Source organism: Pseudarthrobacter sp. BRE9 (assembly GCF_031844305.1).
In the GTDB taxonomy this organism is placed as follows: Bacteria; Actinomycetota; Actinomycetes; order Actinomycetales; family Micrococcaceae; genus Arthrobacter.
In genome coordinates this window covers 153037-169709 of record NZ_JAUZUY010000005.1, presented here as the reverse complement: position 1 = coordinate 169709, position 16673 = coordinate 153037, and the positions used below count along the sequence as shown (strand labels likewise).

The 16673-nt window shown below is 62.3% G+C and carries 8 protein-coding genes; 6 read left to right on the top strand and 2 right to left on the bottom strand.

The window, feature by feature from the left end; genetic code table 11:
* The first annotated feature begins 472 nt into the window (after positions 1-472).
* On the top strand, positions 473-1162 hold the full coding sequence (locus Q9R31_RS11890; protein WP_311262932.1) for a DUF6994 family protein: 690 nt from the start codon (positions 473-475) through the stop codon (positions 1160-1162).
* Positions 1163-1442: 280 nt separating this feature from the next.
* On the top strand, positions 1443-7907 hold the full coding sequence (locus Q9R31_RS11885) for a DUF3320 domain-containing protein (RefSeq protein ID WP_311262931.1): 6465 nt from the start codon (positions 1443-1445) through the stop codon (positions 7905-7907).
* 200 nt (positions 7908-8107) lie between these two features.
* Here the strand turns inward: Q9R31_RS11885 and Q9R31_RS11880 are convergent, their stop codons facing one another.
* Positions 8108-8335, bottom strand: coding sequence for a hypothetical protein (locus tag Q9R31_RS11880; protein WP_311262930.1), 228 nt, complete (start codon positions 8333-8335; stop codon positions 8108-8110).
* A gap of 80 nt (positions 8336-8415) precedes the next feature.
* On the bottom strand, positions 8416-9675 hold the full coding sequence (locus tag Q9R31_RS11875) for a hypothetical protein (RefSeq protein ID WP_311262929.1): 1260 nt from the start codon (positions 9673-9675) through the stop codon (positions 8416-8418).
* A 234-nt stretch (positions 9676-9909) separates the two neighbouring features.
* Between Q9R31_RS11875 and Q9R31_RS11870 the strand changes: the two genes are divergently transcribed.
* The 4 genes from Q9R31_RS11870 (at position 9910) to Q9R31_RS11855 (ending at position 16665) form a co-directional block, all read left to right on the top strand.
* Entirely contained in the window at positions 9910-10614 is a 705-nt protein-coding gene (locus tag Q9R31_RS11870; protein ID WP_311262928.1) for a DUF4230 domain-containing protein, read from the top strand.
* Positions 10615-11102: 488 nt separating this feature from the next.
* Positions 11103-12563, top strand: a complete 1461-nt coding sequence (locus Q9R31_RS11865; protein WP_311262927.1) for a DUF3375 domain-containing protein — start codon at positions 11103-11105, stop codon at positions 12561-12563.
* Positions 12560-13234, top strand: coding sequence for a DUF4194 domain-containing protein (locus Q9R31_RS11860; RefSeq protein ID WP_311262926.1), 675 nt, complete (start codon positions 12560-12562; stop codon positions 13232-13234). Before Q9R31_RS11865 ends, Q9R31_RS11860 begins: the two co-directional genes overlap by 4 nt.
* Positions 13231-16665 carry an SbcC/MukB-like Walker B domain-containing protein gene (locus Q9R31_RS11855; RefSeq protein ID WP_311262925.1) on the top strand — a complete coding sequence of 1145 codons (3435 nt, stop codon included), beginning with the start codon at positions 13231-13233 and terminating at the stop codon, positions 16663-16665. Before Q9R31_RS11860 ends, Q9R31_RS11855 begins: the two co-directional genes overlap by 4 nt.
* Positions 16666-16673 lie beyond the last annotated feature (8 nt).

Genomic DNA, 16673 nt, shown 5'->3' with positions numbered 1-16673 from the left:
CGCATCACGGGCCGGATCCCGCTGGAGGACCTAGTGGAGCAGGACTTCAACACCTTCATCAACTTTAGGGATACGGCGGTGAAGGTGCTGGTGCAGCCGTTGGTTCTAGTGTGCGGGCGTCAGGAAGGACGACGGCGGGACGCGAGTACCGCCGTCGCGTCTTCCGTGCCTGCGTGCTGGGGGAAATCAGTCCAAGGTTTACACGGGCCGGGTTACTTCTCAGCATTGGCGCAGGAAGACGGAAGCATTGGATCAAGACCGGTTTGCCGGTGGGTTCACGTGAGACGATTCACGCACTAGGCGCACAATGCACCATTTGGGGATCTCCAACAGTGAAGTACAAGAGGTTATTGCCGGCGCTTGCTCTCGCAGCGCCTACTGAAGTGGCCACCAGGCGCGCCTCGCAACCACGACACGCTCAGACTTGTGAAAGTCACAGCCGTGGAATCCGCATCAAACTCCAGGGACACTGATGAGCTTCGACTTCCACTCAGATACTCCGGCCGGCAAAGACCCTGACTCCTTCAGCCCTACTCTGCGGAAGTACCACCAGCTCCTGTGGAGCAAGGAGTTGCCCACCGGCCAGCAGTTCGACCTGGCTATGGAACCCCGTAGGTACCTCGTGCACCGATCCTCGTCCGGTGTTTTCTTCCTCGCCAGCGACACAATCACCACCAGGCTGCGCAAGAAGGCTTGGAACGTCGTCCGTAACATACCGGAGGACGACCTACCCGAGTACATCGGCTACACGGCCGGAAGCACGCTCGTGTTTCCAGGCAACAGGATCGGCCGAAAACCGACGATCAATGGTGCACGCGGGCTCCATCCCAGGATCGCCGATCGCTTCGATTTGACCCTGGAGTGCATCCGCCGCCACTATCTTGATGAGTCAAGCCCTCTCGCAGCGGTCCTGCTCAGGTATGCGGACTTCTTCGCACTGTTCGGGGATTTCGCGGGGTACGTCAAATTCTTCTTACTCGACGACCTTGTGGAGGAGGACGGCAAGACAATCCGGTTCTTCCACCCGTTCGCCGACTTCAGCACACCGGCTGTTCCGAAGAACTGCGATGAATACCTCGAGTACTTAAGACTCAGCAATGCTTTCATTTCCGCACGCAATCGAAGGATCGACGAAGAACTTCAAGGGCGGATCGCACGGTAAGCGTGAAATCCACAGCCCCACCGGCCCTGCGGAACGGCGTCGTCGGCGGTCAAAGCTCGCTGGGCAGTTCGCAAAGCTTCTTCGTGTCCTTAGCCTCGGCAGGGCCGACAGGGCCTCAACCGACGGGCTCAATTGGCCCCAGCCGTAACTTACCGGTCTTCCGGATCGCTGAGCGGCGTCAGAACCAGCAGACACGCAATATTGTCAGCGCCGGATGCCATGATTGGTTGCATTGATTGAATAACGGTACTGATGCCGGTGCCGTAGATGGGGGAATTTGATGAGTCTGTCCAACCGCGAGTATGTGGGCCGGGCCCTTGAGGCATTGGCGGTTGGCCTTGAGCCCTACATCGCAGCAGTGCTCTCTGAGGTAGCCCCCGGCGTGGCTTGGACCAAGATCATTCAGCACAAGGATGAGAACGCTGGCCGCGCTGCGCAATCCTACGCACCCACGGATCTCAGCCTGCAGCTGCGCATCATGACTGAATCCATGGGCTCACTTGGCTACCCTTTCAACCTCCCGCATGACGCACGCAGCCACACCTCCGAGCTGCGCCAGGCACGGAACCGCTGGGCCCACAATGAGACCTTCGACGACGCCGATACCTTCCGTGCCCTGGACACCGCAGGTCGGCTGGCCAAAGTGATCGGGCTGGACCAAACTCAGAGCGAGCTGGCTGCGCTTCTCACCGAGTACCAGAACCGGTCCTCGCCGAAGGAACAACTGGAAGAAGAAGACCAGCAGGCTCTGCCGGCCGCCGTCGCGCAGTCCGACCACCCGGAGGAAAGCCTTCCGGGTGAGCCCGCAGTCCACGGACCGGCTGCATCCGCTGCCCACGTTGTGGTCGAGGTGACAACAGCAGATGCCCTGAGCTACGCGATGGCGCACAACGGCTTCCGCTTCGTCAGGCAGGTCAAGATCACCAACAACGGCGCGGAAATCCGCGGTGCAGTGGTCCAGGTGGAGGCCTCCGCGCAGTCAGGCCGGATCTCCGGCGACTTCCAGCAGTACGTGGACCTGGCCGCGGGCCAGACCATCACGCTCGATGACCTCAACGTCCCAGTTCAGGCCGCCACCATGTATGAACTGGCTGACCGGCAGATGGGAAAGGTGCTGGTGACCGTGCAATCGGCGGGCGCCGATGCCACCGCGACGGAGCTGGGCCGCGCAGAAGCAGACCTGACGCTCCTGCCCGCCCAACTGTGGATCGCCGGACGGGGACTCGTCTCCTACGAGTTCCTTGCCGCGTACGTGCAACCGCACCATCCCAGCATTGCCAAGCTCATGTCCGAGGCCGCCGACATCCTCATGCAAACAACGGGCAGCGGCAGCTTCGACGGGTACCTGGAAGACGGGGACCGGGTTGACCAGATCGTGTTCGCCATCGCCCAGACCATGAGCGCCCGCGACATCCGCTACAGCATGCCACCGGCCAGCTGGGGACTGGAAGGCCAGCAGGTCCGCACGCCGGCGCAGGTCCTTGACGACCGTCTGGGCACGTGCCTCGACACCACGCTGGTCCTCGCCGCCGCATTGGAATTCTGCGGCATCCGGCCTTTGCTCTGGCTAGTGGACGGCCACGCCTTCCTCGGCTACTGGCGCGAGGAAGGCAGCCTCACCACTGCGGCATCCGACGACGTGCCCGAGCTGGTCAGCCTTGTCCAGCGAGGCTTCATTGGCCTCGTGGAAACCACACTCCTGACCGGCAGCCAGCCGATCTCGGCGGCCTCACTCCGCAACAGCCCGCTGAACCGCTATGTGGAAAGCGGCAACGACGAGATCAACGCGGTGACTGACATCAGGCGCGCCCGCCTCGATGGCATCTACCCGCTGCCTGCCCGCACCACCTCCGACGCCGGAACCCACACCGTGGTCAACTACGTCCCGGAAACCAAGACTGCGCCAGCGCTGCCAGAGAAGGCAGCTTCCACCGGAGGAACCGCCCGGACAGTATCCGACGTTCCACCCCGCGTGGTCCAGTGGAAGAACGCGCTGCTGGACCTGAGCCTGCGGAACAGGCTCATCAACTTCACCGATACGGCCCGGTTCCCACTTGCAGTGCCTACCGCCTGGATGGGCGCCTTCGAGGACCTCATCAGCAAAGGCACGTCTGTCAGCCTGCTTCCGTCCAACCAGATCAGCGCCATCCACCAGGAGCGCGGCGTCCGCTTCGGCAAGGACCTTCCCCAAGACGAACTCGCCGACCTGCTCAGCTCCAAAAAAGCCGTGTTCGCCGAGGTCAGCGAAGACGGCTACAACGCCAAGATGCGCGGGCTCGCCTACAAGGCGAAGACCCAGCTGGAGGAAACCGGAGCCAACAACCTCTACCTGGCCATTGGCAGCCTGATGTGGGAGCTGGACGGCCGGGCGCTTCGTTCGCCGCTGGTTCTGGTCCCGGTGAAGCTGACGTCTGCAGGGAAAAACGGTCTGTACCGCGTCACACTCGATGAGACCGGCCAGTCCACGCCGAACTATTGCCTCCTCGAGAAGCTGGCGCAGTCCCATGACTTGCGCATTCCGGGCCTGGCCGAGCCGGAGGAAGATGGATCCGGAATCGATCTGGACGCCGCGTTCGCTGCTGTCCGGGCCGCCATTTCGGCCAAGGGCCTGGCCTTCCGGGTGGAAAACACCGTGGACCTGTCCATGCTGCAGTTCGCCAAGTTCCGCTTATGGAAGGACCTTGATGAGAACTGGAAGGAATTCACCGCCAACAGCCTGGTCAATCACCTGATCAGCACCCCCACGGAACTGTATTCAGACAGCGTTCCCGTCACCCCCGACGTCGACCTGGACGCCCTGGCGGCACAATGTCCAATACCAGCGGACTCGTCGCAGCTGGAAGCAGTCGCGTCCGCGGTCGCCGGCCAGACGTTTGTCCTGGAAGGCCCTCCGGGCACCGGCAAGTCACAGACCATCACCAACCTCCTGACCCGGGCCATTGTCGACGGCAAACGGGTCCTGTTCGTCGCCGAGAAGCGGGCAGCGCTCGACGTTGTCCAGAAGCGGCTCGACGACGTCGGGATGGGGCCGTTCTCCCTGGACCTGCACGACAAGGGCAGTAAGCCGGCAGTGGTGCGGGCGCAGATCAAACATGCCCTGGAACTGAGCCTGTCTGCGAACCAGCAGCAGCTTGAGACTGCCTCCACTGATCTTGCCTCAGCCCGGCGTGGACTGGTCCGCTACGCCACCAACGTCCATGAGGAGAATGGCGCGCAGCTGTCCCTCTACAGCGCGCGGACCAAGGCGTTGACCTATGAACCTGACCATGCCACGGTTCCACTCACCCCGGAGCTGACCGCGTCCTTGAATAATTCCGCCTTGGAGTCGATCCGGCAGGTGTTCCGGGAACTTCCTGAGTTCACGGACCCCGTCCGTCCTGGACCTGATCACGCATGGCGGTTTGTCTCTGCCGCCGGTGGCGAGCAGCAGGAGCAGCAACTGCTGGCTCTGGGACGTCGCCTCAACGAGGCGCTGAACGCGTTGCGGCCAACGCCCGGACTGCCGCCTGTTCTGGACGCAGCGCAGACGCCCGCCGACGTCGCAACGCTCGCCACACTGCTGCAGGACCGGGACGTCCCGTTGGGGACCCTGGATGTGGTCCGCTCCAGCGACTGGTCGGTTAATGCAGAACAGCTGGAGAAAGTGGTTACGGCCTTTGCGTCCGTCCAGCATCCGGGCCTTGAACAGGTAGCGCCCACGGCTATGGACCTTCCCCTGCCAGAAATCCTCGGCCGCGCACAGCAGGCAGCAGCTTCCGGCTTCTGGGGACGCAAAAAGCGGTTGTTGGCAGTAGCGGCCGAACTGTCCTCAGTGCTTGTTCCTGGAGCTGAGATCCGCCACAAGGAGCTGGTACCGCTGCTGGAGAAATTGGTGGCCGTCCAGTACGAGGTCTCCGGCCTGCGGGCAACGCGGGGCTCTTTGCCTGGGCTGCCTGTAAACCAGCAATGGAACCCTCTGACGCCGGAGGCGCAAGCCGACCTGCGACACCGCATTTCCTGGCTGCGCTGGGCCGCGCAGGCGGTGCAGCCGGCTTCGGAGCCCGCCGTTGCGAGCTTCCAGAGCGAGCTCCGTACGTTCCTGAAGGATGCCCCGGACGTCCACCAGAACGTTGTCGGCTGGCTGCGGGAGCTGTCCCATGCCTGGGAAGAATTCCTGAAGATCCAAGGTGTGGGTAGCGCTGACCTGCATGCGTGGACTGGTGAGCGGGGCTTCCTGGCCCGATGGTGGGAGACGTCCTTGGCGCGGCGACTGGACGCGGCGGGGTCGGTACCGCTGACGCGGTGGCTTGAGCTGATCCGTCATGTCGAACCGCTGCGTGCCGCAGGGCTGGTGGATGCCCGTATTGCCATCCTCGACGGCGAGCTGGAAGCCGATGACGCCGCAGCAGCCTTTGAACGGGGCTTGGCTGAAGGGTCGCTGGCCGAACGCCGCATCGCTACCGGGTTGGCCGACTTTGATCCCACAGTGCACGAGCGCACCATCGAGCGGTTCACCACGCGCGCAGAAACCGTACGCGAGCTGCTCAAAACCAGCCTCGCCGCCGGGGTTCTGCGCTCCCGGACGGTCTCCTCGTCGTCGACCTCCGGGCGCATGGGAGAGCTGCAACGGCAGCTCACCAGGCAACGAGGTGGCTTCTCCGTCCGAAAACTGATGGAACACTATGCAGACCTCATCACCGGGATCATGCCCTGCACACTGGTCAGCCCGGATTCGGTGGCGCGGTTTTTCCCTGCCAAGGCCGGTCTTTTTGACATCGTGGTGTTCGATGAAGCCTCACAGATCCGGGTTGCCGACGCTGTGGGTGCCATGGGCCGCGGCGCGTCTGTAGTGGTGGTGGGTGACAGCAAGCAGATGCCGCCCACGTCGTTCGCCGAGACTTCCTCCGACGCTGGCAGCGAGGGTGACGCCGAGATCTCCGTCGTGGAGGATATGGAGTCGATCCTGTCCGAATGCGTGGAAGCGCGGGTGCCGCGGCAGTGGCTGTCCTGGCACTACCGGAGCCAGGACGAATCGTTGATTGCTTTCAGTAACCAGCAGTACTACGACAGCAAGCTTTCCTCGTTCCCTGGCCCGTCCCACGGCGCTGCGAATGCGGGTGTCCGCGGGCACGGGGTGAACTTTGTCCGTGTTGATGGCCAGTTCCACCGCTCGGGACCGTCCAAGGTCCTTCGCACGAACCCTATGGAGGCTGCTGCAGTGGTGGCCGAGATCCGCAAAAGGTTTGATGCTGATCCAGCGGGGACTCCCTCCATAGGTGTGGTGACCTTCAACCTGCAGCAACGTGCCCTGATCGAAGGGCTGCTGCGCGACACCGAGGATCCGCGTATTGTCGCTGCCCTCGACGAGGATTCAGAGGGGCTTTTCGTCAAGAACCTCGAGAACGTGCAGGGCGATGAGCGGGACGTCATCCTGTTCTCCACGGGCTTCAGCAAGAATGACAAGGGATACCTGCCGCTGAACTTTGGTCCCTTGAACCGGTCTGGTGGGGAACGGCGCCTCAACGTTGCCGTCACCCGTGCACGTCGGCAAGTTATTGTCTTCTCCAGCTTCAACCCGTCCGATCTTCGCTCCGAGGAAACTAGCTCCGTTGGCATCAAGCACCTGCGGTCCTACCTTGATCTGGCCGAGCAGGGGACCGGTGCGCTGCCTTATGACGGGCGCCGCGCCGCCAGCGTTGACCTGCACCGGGAAGAGATAGCCGACGCGCTGCGGGACCGCGGATTCGTAGTTTCTTCAGATGTGGGGTTGTCCGATTTCAAGGTCGACCTGAGTGTTGCATTGGCCGAAGATCCTTCCCGCCAGCTTATGGCCGTTCTGTTGGACGGTCCTGCTTGGGCAGCACGCCGGACAGCGGGGGACCGGGATGGACTGCCCCGGGATGTCCTGACACGGATGATGCGCTGGCCCTCAGTGGAGCGTGTATGGCTGCCGGCATGGCTTTCAGACAGTGAAGCCGTACTCGATCGGCTGGAACTGTCTCTCCGGGAAGCTGCCGATGGCGTTTCGGTAGAGGCTGTCGCTGAGCGTGACACGCGGATGATCGCCGGCCCGGGAATCCTTGACGAATCTCATTCCGCTGAGCCGAATGAAAGCTTCACGGACATCTCCGGGACATTGCCACTTTTCGAGGAGATCCGGAAACCCGTTGCCTCGCTGTCGTCCGAACGTGTTGGCGCCGGAGTTCAGACTTACGAGCCGTGGACTGTCCAGAAATTGGGAGGTACCGACATCCTCGACAGCCTGCACTCACGCCGTTCCGTTGCTGCCGTCCGGGATGCCATCGGTGTTGTTGTCGCGGCTGAGGGCCCCGTGCACAAGGATCGTCTGGCCAAACTTGTCTGTGCTGCCTTTGGCCTCAACAAGGTCAACGGTTCCCGTGCGGACTCCGTGCTTCGTCTGGTCGAACCGTCGGTTCACGTTATTGACGACGATGGCTTTGTCTGGGATGTCGCGGTGGATCGGCGCGCTTGGAAGGTTTTCCGGCCGAACGGCGCTGAGATCATCCGCAAACCGGAGCACATCAGCGTTGTGGAGTTACGGAATGCCATGGTGAACATCGTGAGTGCGACTGGGGGCATTGCGGTTGATGAGCTGCATCGAGAAACGATTCAGACGTTCGGCGGGAAGCGCAGGACTGCTGGCATTACGGCTCGACTGAATGAGGGGCTGCAGCACGGAGTAGAGACGGGGCATCTGGAACTGCGCGGTGACACAGTGCGGCTGGCCGCATGGTTTCAACCCTAGATAAGAGGCTCTGACCCCTTTCCATCCGCACTACGCCGCACTGAAACGGCGGAGGCCGTGCTAAGGGGTCTCAGCCAGCCCTAACCATGCTTATTTGCGAAGAGCCGCTTTTCTGGATCAACCATGCCAAGGACCTCTTCGAAGTGCTGGCCCAGCGCGACGCCATCGGCTTGGTGACCTGGCGGAAATCCAGCCCTCGGCTATTTCTTCCGCATCTTGTTTATTACTTCCGCTGCCTTGCGGTAGACCTCTTTGGCTTCGGGGCTTGTTGCTGCACGATACATCTTCTTGCCGTCCTCGAGCAGTTTCCCTGCCTTGGCCTGCGTCCCGGGGTCCTTTGCGAGAGCGTAAAGCTTGGCAGCGGCAATTTTTGCCTTCTGCCCGCCGTCCTTCATAACAGCAGCGGCTTTGTCTGCTTTTCCGGCCATGGTTGCTCCGTTAAATCGTAGGCGGGTTGTCTTAGCGAGCTGCGTCAGATGGTAGTAAGCGCTTTGCCCACCCGAGTTGATTAGGCTGCGACTCCAGGGAATACGAGGAGGGATCCGTCACGCTTTCGTTCAATCTCAATTGCAACGTCATCCCGGTGGCCAGCTACCTGTAGACCGTCTCCCAAAGCACGAAGACGGTATGCGGCTTGCAGCAGATGGTCTACTTCGCCCGGGGTGAACGCGGGAAGGCGGAAACCGCCGTCGCGCTTCACTTCGAGAGCGGACAGCCGAATTAGAACCTGGTTGATGCCTGACTCCAACTCGTCGGTGCTGCGCCCATCGTCGTGGAGCGTCCCGATAAAACTCTTGAAGGAATTGCTAGTGTCCTGCTGGGCATGCTCGACTGCCTGAAGGACGAGCACCCGCCTTTTGAGAGCAATGGCCAGTCGTGCAATCTCCAGGTGCGCCCGAAAGGTTCCGCCTTCTTCTGTGATGCCGGGAAACGGCTTTTTCAATTCGCTTACTTCGACGGCGCCGTCGGGCAGCGCATCCAGCGCCGCTTCCCACTTCTTCAGCCGCCGCCGGGTGGCAGCGATAGCGGTGTTGATGCCGTGCACGGATGAATCCAGGCCGAGCGAGAAGCCGATCCGCCCCTGGTCCAAGAGGATGGACGTCGCCTTGTCGATCGCTTCACGGCAACCGTCAAGCTCGTTGCGTTCCTTATCGAGACTGTCCTCGTGCAACTGCTCCAAAAGGTCAGTGATCCGCTCAATTGCTTCCTGACGCTGGTGCTCCGCATACGCGCTGACGCTGACGGCTACGGCCATCAGCACAAGTGGCGCGGCCACTGTCAAAGCTCCAGCGCTGGCAACCGCAACGCCAGCTGTAGCTGCTGAACCAGTTGCAGCGCCGGCAGTGCCCGCAGCTGCGGCTCCACCAGCGACAGGTACGAACTTGGCCTGCCCGACAATTCCGGTCGAGTTCCTCAGTGCGCCATAGATAGCTCCTGAATGTCCTTTGACTGCCATGGGCCTGACAAGTCCTTCGCCCACTTGGGCGGCGACCTTGGAGGGTACCACCATCCGGTACAGCACGTCGCCCGCGTCGGCCACGTTCAGCTGCGGGGGAGCGGACTTCGAAGTCTGGGTCACGAGCTGCGCCAATTGCTTTGCCAGCGGGCTTGCTGCGTCAAGCGGAAGCCCGCCCTTGCGATCTCGAGTCGATGGCATGGAATGCATTTCGAGTGTTGCTATGGGGGAATCGGCAAGTGCCGCCAGAACCGTTCTAAGCTCTGCAAGACGAGCTGGCGTGAGACCCTCGGTGCCCAGCACGTCAGACACACTTACCGCCTCTGTGGCTAGTGTCCATACCGGCACGAGTGCCTTGCTGTCTATGGTCACCTTTTGTCCCCCTCATGAAAGTGAATCCCGCCTTGCGCGGTGATGCGGCGCCGCTCGAGGACCCGAGGATGTAGTCCTTGCTCAATTGTCACCGGTGGTTATCGTCCCACATTGAGGTCAGGATTCATGAAAGTGTCGCCAGCATACCGTTGAACGAGTCCCGCTACACTGATCGTGAATCAGCCGGACAGCAGTTTCTGGAAGGCAACCAACAGGAACGGAACCCAAGCCGTTTCAAGGCAAAAGGGGCCAGTGTCCGAAGCTAAATCATTCAAGCCCGTCGCGCTCATTGCATCTGCGGTGGCGGTGTTACTGGCCGCACTGCTCGTAGCGTCCATGCTGGGGTTTGGCCCGTTTTCGAGCAAGAGCCAGCGGAACCAAACCGTTCTTCTGAAGTCCGTCAAGAACGTAAGCCAGTATCACGCTGCGGTCGGTAATTTTGAGCTTTTGTTGGACGAGAAAGAAAGCACCGGGGGGCTTCCCGATTTCATAGCAGGACGACGGACGCTCTTTGTGGCCGCTGGCACCGTCAATGCCTATGTCGACCTTGCAGGTCTCGCCCAAGAGGACCTTACAGTGTCAGCGGACGGCAAATCGGTGACGCTGCGGCTTCCCGAGCCGCAGCTCGACAAGCCCAATATCGACCATGACCGGTCCTATGTGTACAGCCAGGATCGGGGTATCGCTGACCGAGTCGTAGATGCGTTCACGGCGCCTCAGCAGGCCGAGCTCTACCTCCTCGCCGAATCCGACATGGCGGAAGCTGCTGAGAACTCCGAGCTGCGGCAGCGGGCGGGTGAAAATACCAAGAGCATGCTGACTAGTCTGCTCGGGTCGCTTGGATACGAGGTTACCTTTGACGGCGGCGCATCTAGTTAGGTAATGCTGATCGACCAGACGGGTTCAGGCTTCGGCGCAATCAGCTACTTCATATTATTGAGCAGGACGCCCGAGTGGCCTCCATAATTCAGACCCTACAAAGGACGGCGGTACGGGCACCCCGGGAGGGCCGGATGGGCAATCATTCTTCCAGTAGGCCCCGGTGTGTTGAAACGACTGTCTCAAGTCGCAGCCACCGGAGTTGCCTGGATGTGGCTGCCCCTGGTCCCGCAGACCCTAGCCACCTCAACAGCAGCCCCCGCATCCGGAACTTCTGCACCTGATCGCGGTCGGCGCCGGCGTCCGCATCTGGGCCCACGGCAGTGCCAGCCGTGCCCAGGTGTGGAAGGGCCGCAGCCCAAGCTTGAACGAGTCGGCCAGCACTCAGATTGCCGGCCTGGATGCCCTCCGCATCGACGCTTACCCTTGAGGACTTCGAGCTACCGGACAAGGAATCATTGTCAGCGCCATTGGCTAGTGTGAGACCCATGACTGTTCTCCGCGCCGCACTCACGGCTTCTCGCTTGTTGAGCGAGGACCCAGCGTGGCGTCTGCTCCGGACAAATAATGCAGCGATTGCAGTAGCTGTGCTGAGCAAGCATCTAGGCGGCGAGCAACGCCGGTTGGCGGCGCCGGCGCTCTTTGAGCACGTTGAGGAGGATCTGGAGGAGCTGCGGGGCAACGGGTTCGATCTGCCGCAGACGGCTCAGGCCTATTGCACAGCGTGGCGCAATGAGGGCGTCCTGATCCGTCGCACTGCAGAGGGATCCCGCGAGGAGACCTTTGAATTGTCACTGGGAGCCTTGCAGGCCATTCGCTTTGTCACCGAGCTGTCCCAGCCGCGGCAGGCCGTTACCGAATCGCGTCTTGCCACCATCCTGGACAGGGTGCGCGTGCTGGCCCGCGAAACAGACCCGGACAGTACGTCGCGGCTGCGGGCTCTCCATGAGGAACGCGCCCGCATCGATGCCCAGATCGAGCGGGCCGCTGGCGGGGACGTCGACGTGCTGTCCGCCGAGCAGGCCGCTGAACGGCTGCGCGACGTACTATCGCTCATCGAAGAAATACCCAGTGATTTTGCCCGGGTCCGGTCCGAGCTTGAGCAACTCAACAGGGACCTGCGGGAACGGCTGATCGAACAGGATGGGCCGCGCGGCAGCGTCTTGGATGACATCTTCCGCGGTGTTGATCTCTTGGCGGAGTCCGAGGCTGGACGGAGCTTTTCCGGCTTCTATGCTCTACTGCTTGACCCGGAACAAGGACGTGATTTCGAGGACAGCATCGACACCATCATGGACAGGCAATTCACGTCCCGGCTCTCCGCGGCGCAAGTGAGGATTCTGCGCCGGATTCTGCCCACGCTCCAAGACCGTAGCTCCGAAATCCATGCCGTCATGACTGCGTTCAGCCGCAGCCTGCGCCGCTTCGTCCAGTCCCAGGAACTCGAACAGGACCGGTTGATCAACCAGCGGCTGCGTTCTGCATTACGGCAAGCTTTAGAGACCTCGCAGTCGGTGAAGCCCTATGCTAAGACGGAATTGTCACTGGACCTGACCAGTGTTCCGCTCAATTCAGTGGCCGCTCTTAATCTGCACAATCCGGCCGACTTCGAAGCCGCTGGCGAGATCACGGAGCATGCCGCTGAGACAGTGGACATTGAGGAACTCCGGGCTCTGGCCCGCGCCTCCGAGATCGACATGATCGAATTGACCGGCAATATAAATGCCGTGCTGAGCCGTCAAAGCTCTGCAACCATTGCCGACGTTTTGGCTGATCGTCCGGCCACCCAAGGTGTGGCGAGCGTCGTGGGACTCCTAGTTCTAGCCGAAGAGCACGCCATCGCGCTGAGCGGCCGTGAAGACGTCACCTGGCGGCCCCCCGGAGGCTCCGGCACCACGCGCCGCGGCACTGTGGGCCGCTATCTCTTCACCGAAAGGATTCACCCGTGAGCGAATCAGGCGTACCCGGACCGGTCGGAGGCGAGGGGCCGTTGTCCGACGTCGCGCTGTGGGAGGGCGACACGGGCACCCTGCGGGAGCCCTCCCGCCGGGTCCTCGTCCAGCTTCTACGCGGCCCCTATCTCTCCGCCTCCCGGCACGGCAATCTATGGACGGCTCTCTTGTCCGACGAGGACGCCGTCCGGTCCAGCTTGGCAGACCTGTTCCTGGACCTAGTCACCGATCACGCCGCACAGGTCGCCTTCGTCCGCAACACCTCCGCGGACGTTGACGCGCCAAAGGTGATGCGCACTGCCACATTGACGTTCCTGGACACGGCGCTGCTGCTCCACCTGCGGCAGACGCTACTGCAGGAAAGTGGCGGTCGGAAAACCATCGTTGGCGCGGACGAGGTGGCCGATCAACTGCAGGTTTACCGAGGGAAAGACAATGCCGACATCGCGGGATTCTCCAAACGCATCAACTCGTCCTGGCAAAAAATGGTCAAATACGGGCTGTTGGCTGCAACCAGCACGGAGGGCCGCTTCGAGGTTTCGCCCGTCTTGAGGCTCGTCTTCGGTGCGGAGGAGATTGCAGCCGTGCAGGCGGAGTACCGGCGGCTGGCTGCGGAGGTAGAGCGCGGCTCCGCAGAACTGCCCGACACCGATGAGGAGACAGTATGAGCATGACGATGGCGGCCACGGCACCAGGCACCCGGACCGGTCAGTGGCGGCTGGAACGGGTAGAGCTGCTCAACTGGGGGACGTTTCAAGGCCACCACGGCCTGGACATTGCACGAAAGGGCTTCCTGTTGACTGGACATTCCGGCTCGGGAAAGTCCTCGCTGGTCGACGCCATCTCAGCCGTGCTGACGCCTCGCGGAAAGCTGCATTTCAACGCGGCCGCCCAGGACACCTCCGCCCGGGGGGAAGACCGGACGATTGTGAGCTACATCCGCGGCGCGTGGCGGCGCAGCGCCGATGACGAAACGGGCGAAGTGCGTGCGGAATATCTGCGTACCGGCGCCACGTTTAGCGGCATCCTGCTGCGCTACAACGACAACACAGGGGCTAAGCCCGTGCTGTTGCTCAAGCTGTACCACCTGCGCCGAGGCTCCAACACGCCCGCTGAAGTCAGCGAATTGAGTATCCTCCTGCAGGAGAATACGACGCTCACCGATTTTGTCGACTACCTTCGCAACGGCATCGAGACCCGGCGCATCAAGAGCACTTGGCCGGCCGCATACGTCACCGACAAGCATTCGGCCTTTGCCAGCCGCTTCTGCCGCCTGATGGGCATCTCCGGCGAGAATGCCGTCCTTTTGCTGCACAAGACGCAATCGGCCAAGTCGCTGGGCAGCCTTGATGACCTATTCCGCCAATTCATGCTGGACAAGCCGAAGACGTTCGACATCGCCACTACCGCAGTGGCGCAGTTTGGCGAATTGTCCGAGGCCCACCGGCTGGTGGTGGAGGCGCGCGAGCAGGTGGAACACCTGCGGAGTATGGAGGAACCGGCCCGCAGCTTTAGGCTCAGCAGTGCCCGTGCGGCCGAGGCCGCCGCACTTGCCGTGGCGCTGCCAAGCTTCAAAGATGAATGGAAGCTCAAGCTGGCCATGGACGCCAAAACGGCGGCCGAGTCCGCTGCGCTGACCGCACAGTACGACGTCGATATGACGACCTCCACCACAGCAGAATTGGACCAGGCTCACTCGGCCGCCCGGCGACTGGTGGACGACCATGGCGGCCAGGCCCTGCGCGACCAACAGGGTCAGTTGGACCTCGCGCAGGAACGCAATCGCGTTGTCCTGGGGCGGCGGGCCGAGCTGGCCTCGAAGCTTGAGGCGGTGGGTATCACCTTCCCCGCCAGCTTTGAAGAGTATGAGGAACTTCGGGCTGCGGCCCGCACTGAACGCAGCGCCTTCCATGACGCCCAACTGGCCAGCCGACGGGCGATCAATGAGCTCCATGAGGCCCGCGCCGCCGCCAAAGCCGAAGTCCGGGACCTGGAACGAGAGCTTCAATCCCTTCGCGGTCGACGGTCCAATCTTGGCGACAGGCTCGTCAGCGCGAGGTCCGTCGTAGCCGAGGTAGCCGGCATGCCAGCGTCAGCCTTTCCATTCGCTGGTGAGCTGTTGGAGGTCCGGAAGGAATTCGCCGACTGGACCGGAGCCATCGAGCGGGTGCTGCGCCCCCTGGCCACCGTCATGCTCGTCCCGGAGACGCACATTGACCGAGTGCGCGACGCCGTCGACGGGCTATTTCTGGGTACGCGGCTTGTCTTTGAATCAGTCCCGAGCCGGGCGGAACCGCCGCGGCCAGCAAGGACCGAGCGGTCCCTAGTCTCGCGGGTGCAAGTGGCGGACGGTCCTATGGCCGGGTGGCTGCACTCGGTCTTGTCCGTCAACTATGACTACGAATGCGTGGATGCACCCGCGGAGCTTGGCGGCGCGGAGAAAGCCGTAACCCGTGCCGGGCAGGTCAAACGTTCCCGCACCCGTCATGAAAAAGACGATCGGTCACGAGTGGATGATCGCTCTACATGGGTGCTTGGATTCGACAACGTTGACAAACTGGAGCACCTGAGTTCGCTCCTCCAGGCCGCCCGCGTCAAGGCTGACCAACTGGCCGCCGAAGTCGACGCTGCGGAGAATCGCCGTGAGACCGAACGCCTGCGCGCTGAGGCACTGGCACTGACTGAAACCCACAACTGGGACCAACTGGATTCTGCCCGGGCCAGCAGCAGGGTGGAGCGCCACAAGGAACGGCTGGAAGAGATCCTGGCGGCAAGCGGCGACCTTCGAGCAGCGGAAGCTGCCGCGATGGAGGCGGGGGCACGATGGGAGGCCGCGCAGAAGGCCCAGCAAGCCGCCATGGAGACACTGGCTGAAGTGAAAACCCAACTAGCGGGATTAAACCGTATTGTCTTGGGGCTTGAGCCTCGCGTTGCCGGGGCAACAGAGGTGCCTGAGGAGCTTGGCAACCTTCTCCGGGAACGGTTCCTGGGGCAGCGCCGCAGCATCGTCCACGAGGTGATCGACGAAGTCGCACTGACAGTGGCCACTGGGTTGGGCGCGGAGGAAAAGCTGGCCACGTCACAGGCCGCAGCCGCCCGAACTGCCTTCGCCTCGCTGGCGGGAGAGTTCCGGCGTCTTTGGGCCGCCAAAGCCGGGGACTTGACCGACCAGGTGGAGGATGCTGGCGGATATCTTGCTCTGTTGGAGCAGCTTGTCGCGGACCGCCTGCCGGACTTTGAGACCCGGTTCTTCGAACTCATGGAACGCCAGTCGCAGCAAAATGTGGCGACATTGGCCAATGAGATCCGCCGCGCGCCGTTGGAAGTGCGCGACAGGGTGGCCCCCATCAACGGCTCCCTTAAACGGTCTGCCTTCGACGCCGGGCGGTTCCTGAAGATCGTCGTCAAGGAGAACCGGGGCGAGCTGGGTAGGAAGTTCCTTAGCGACCTGCAGGACATCAGTACGGGATCATGGGTCGCCCAGAACCGCGACGAGGCCGAAGCCAAGTTCGAAGTCATGCGGCGCCTCATGGAGAGACTCGCCTCGAGCGAACCCGGCGATACCTCCTGGCGGAACCAATGCCTGGACACCCGACTGCACGTGCGCTTCACCGCCACGGAGGTGGACTTCGCTGGCAGGCAGCTCAATGTATACGATTCCAGCGCGGGTCTCTCGGGCGGTCAGCGGCAAAAGCTTGTCACGTTTTGCCTGGCCGCGGCCCTGCGCTACCAGCTGGCCGGCGATGACGAGGACGTGCCGCGCTACGGAACTGTCATCATGGACGAGGCGTTCGATAAGGCGGATAGCAACTTCACCCGCATCGCCATGGATGTCTTCACTGAATTCGGTTTCCACATGGTGCTCGCAACCCCGCTGAAACTCCTGCAAACGCTGGAGGACTACATCGGGGGCATGGCCGTGGTCACCTGCCGGGAGTTCCAGGACTCCCGCATCGGGGCCCTGTCCATGGACGACGACGGCAGTCCACACTCTACGCCACCGGCTGCCGCGGTGCCGGGCCGCGAGCGGTCAGCCGGTGCAGGAGTGTTGGCAACCGGGGACGCTGAAGAACCGGCGGAGACGGGTGCGCTGTTTTGAGCCCCACG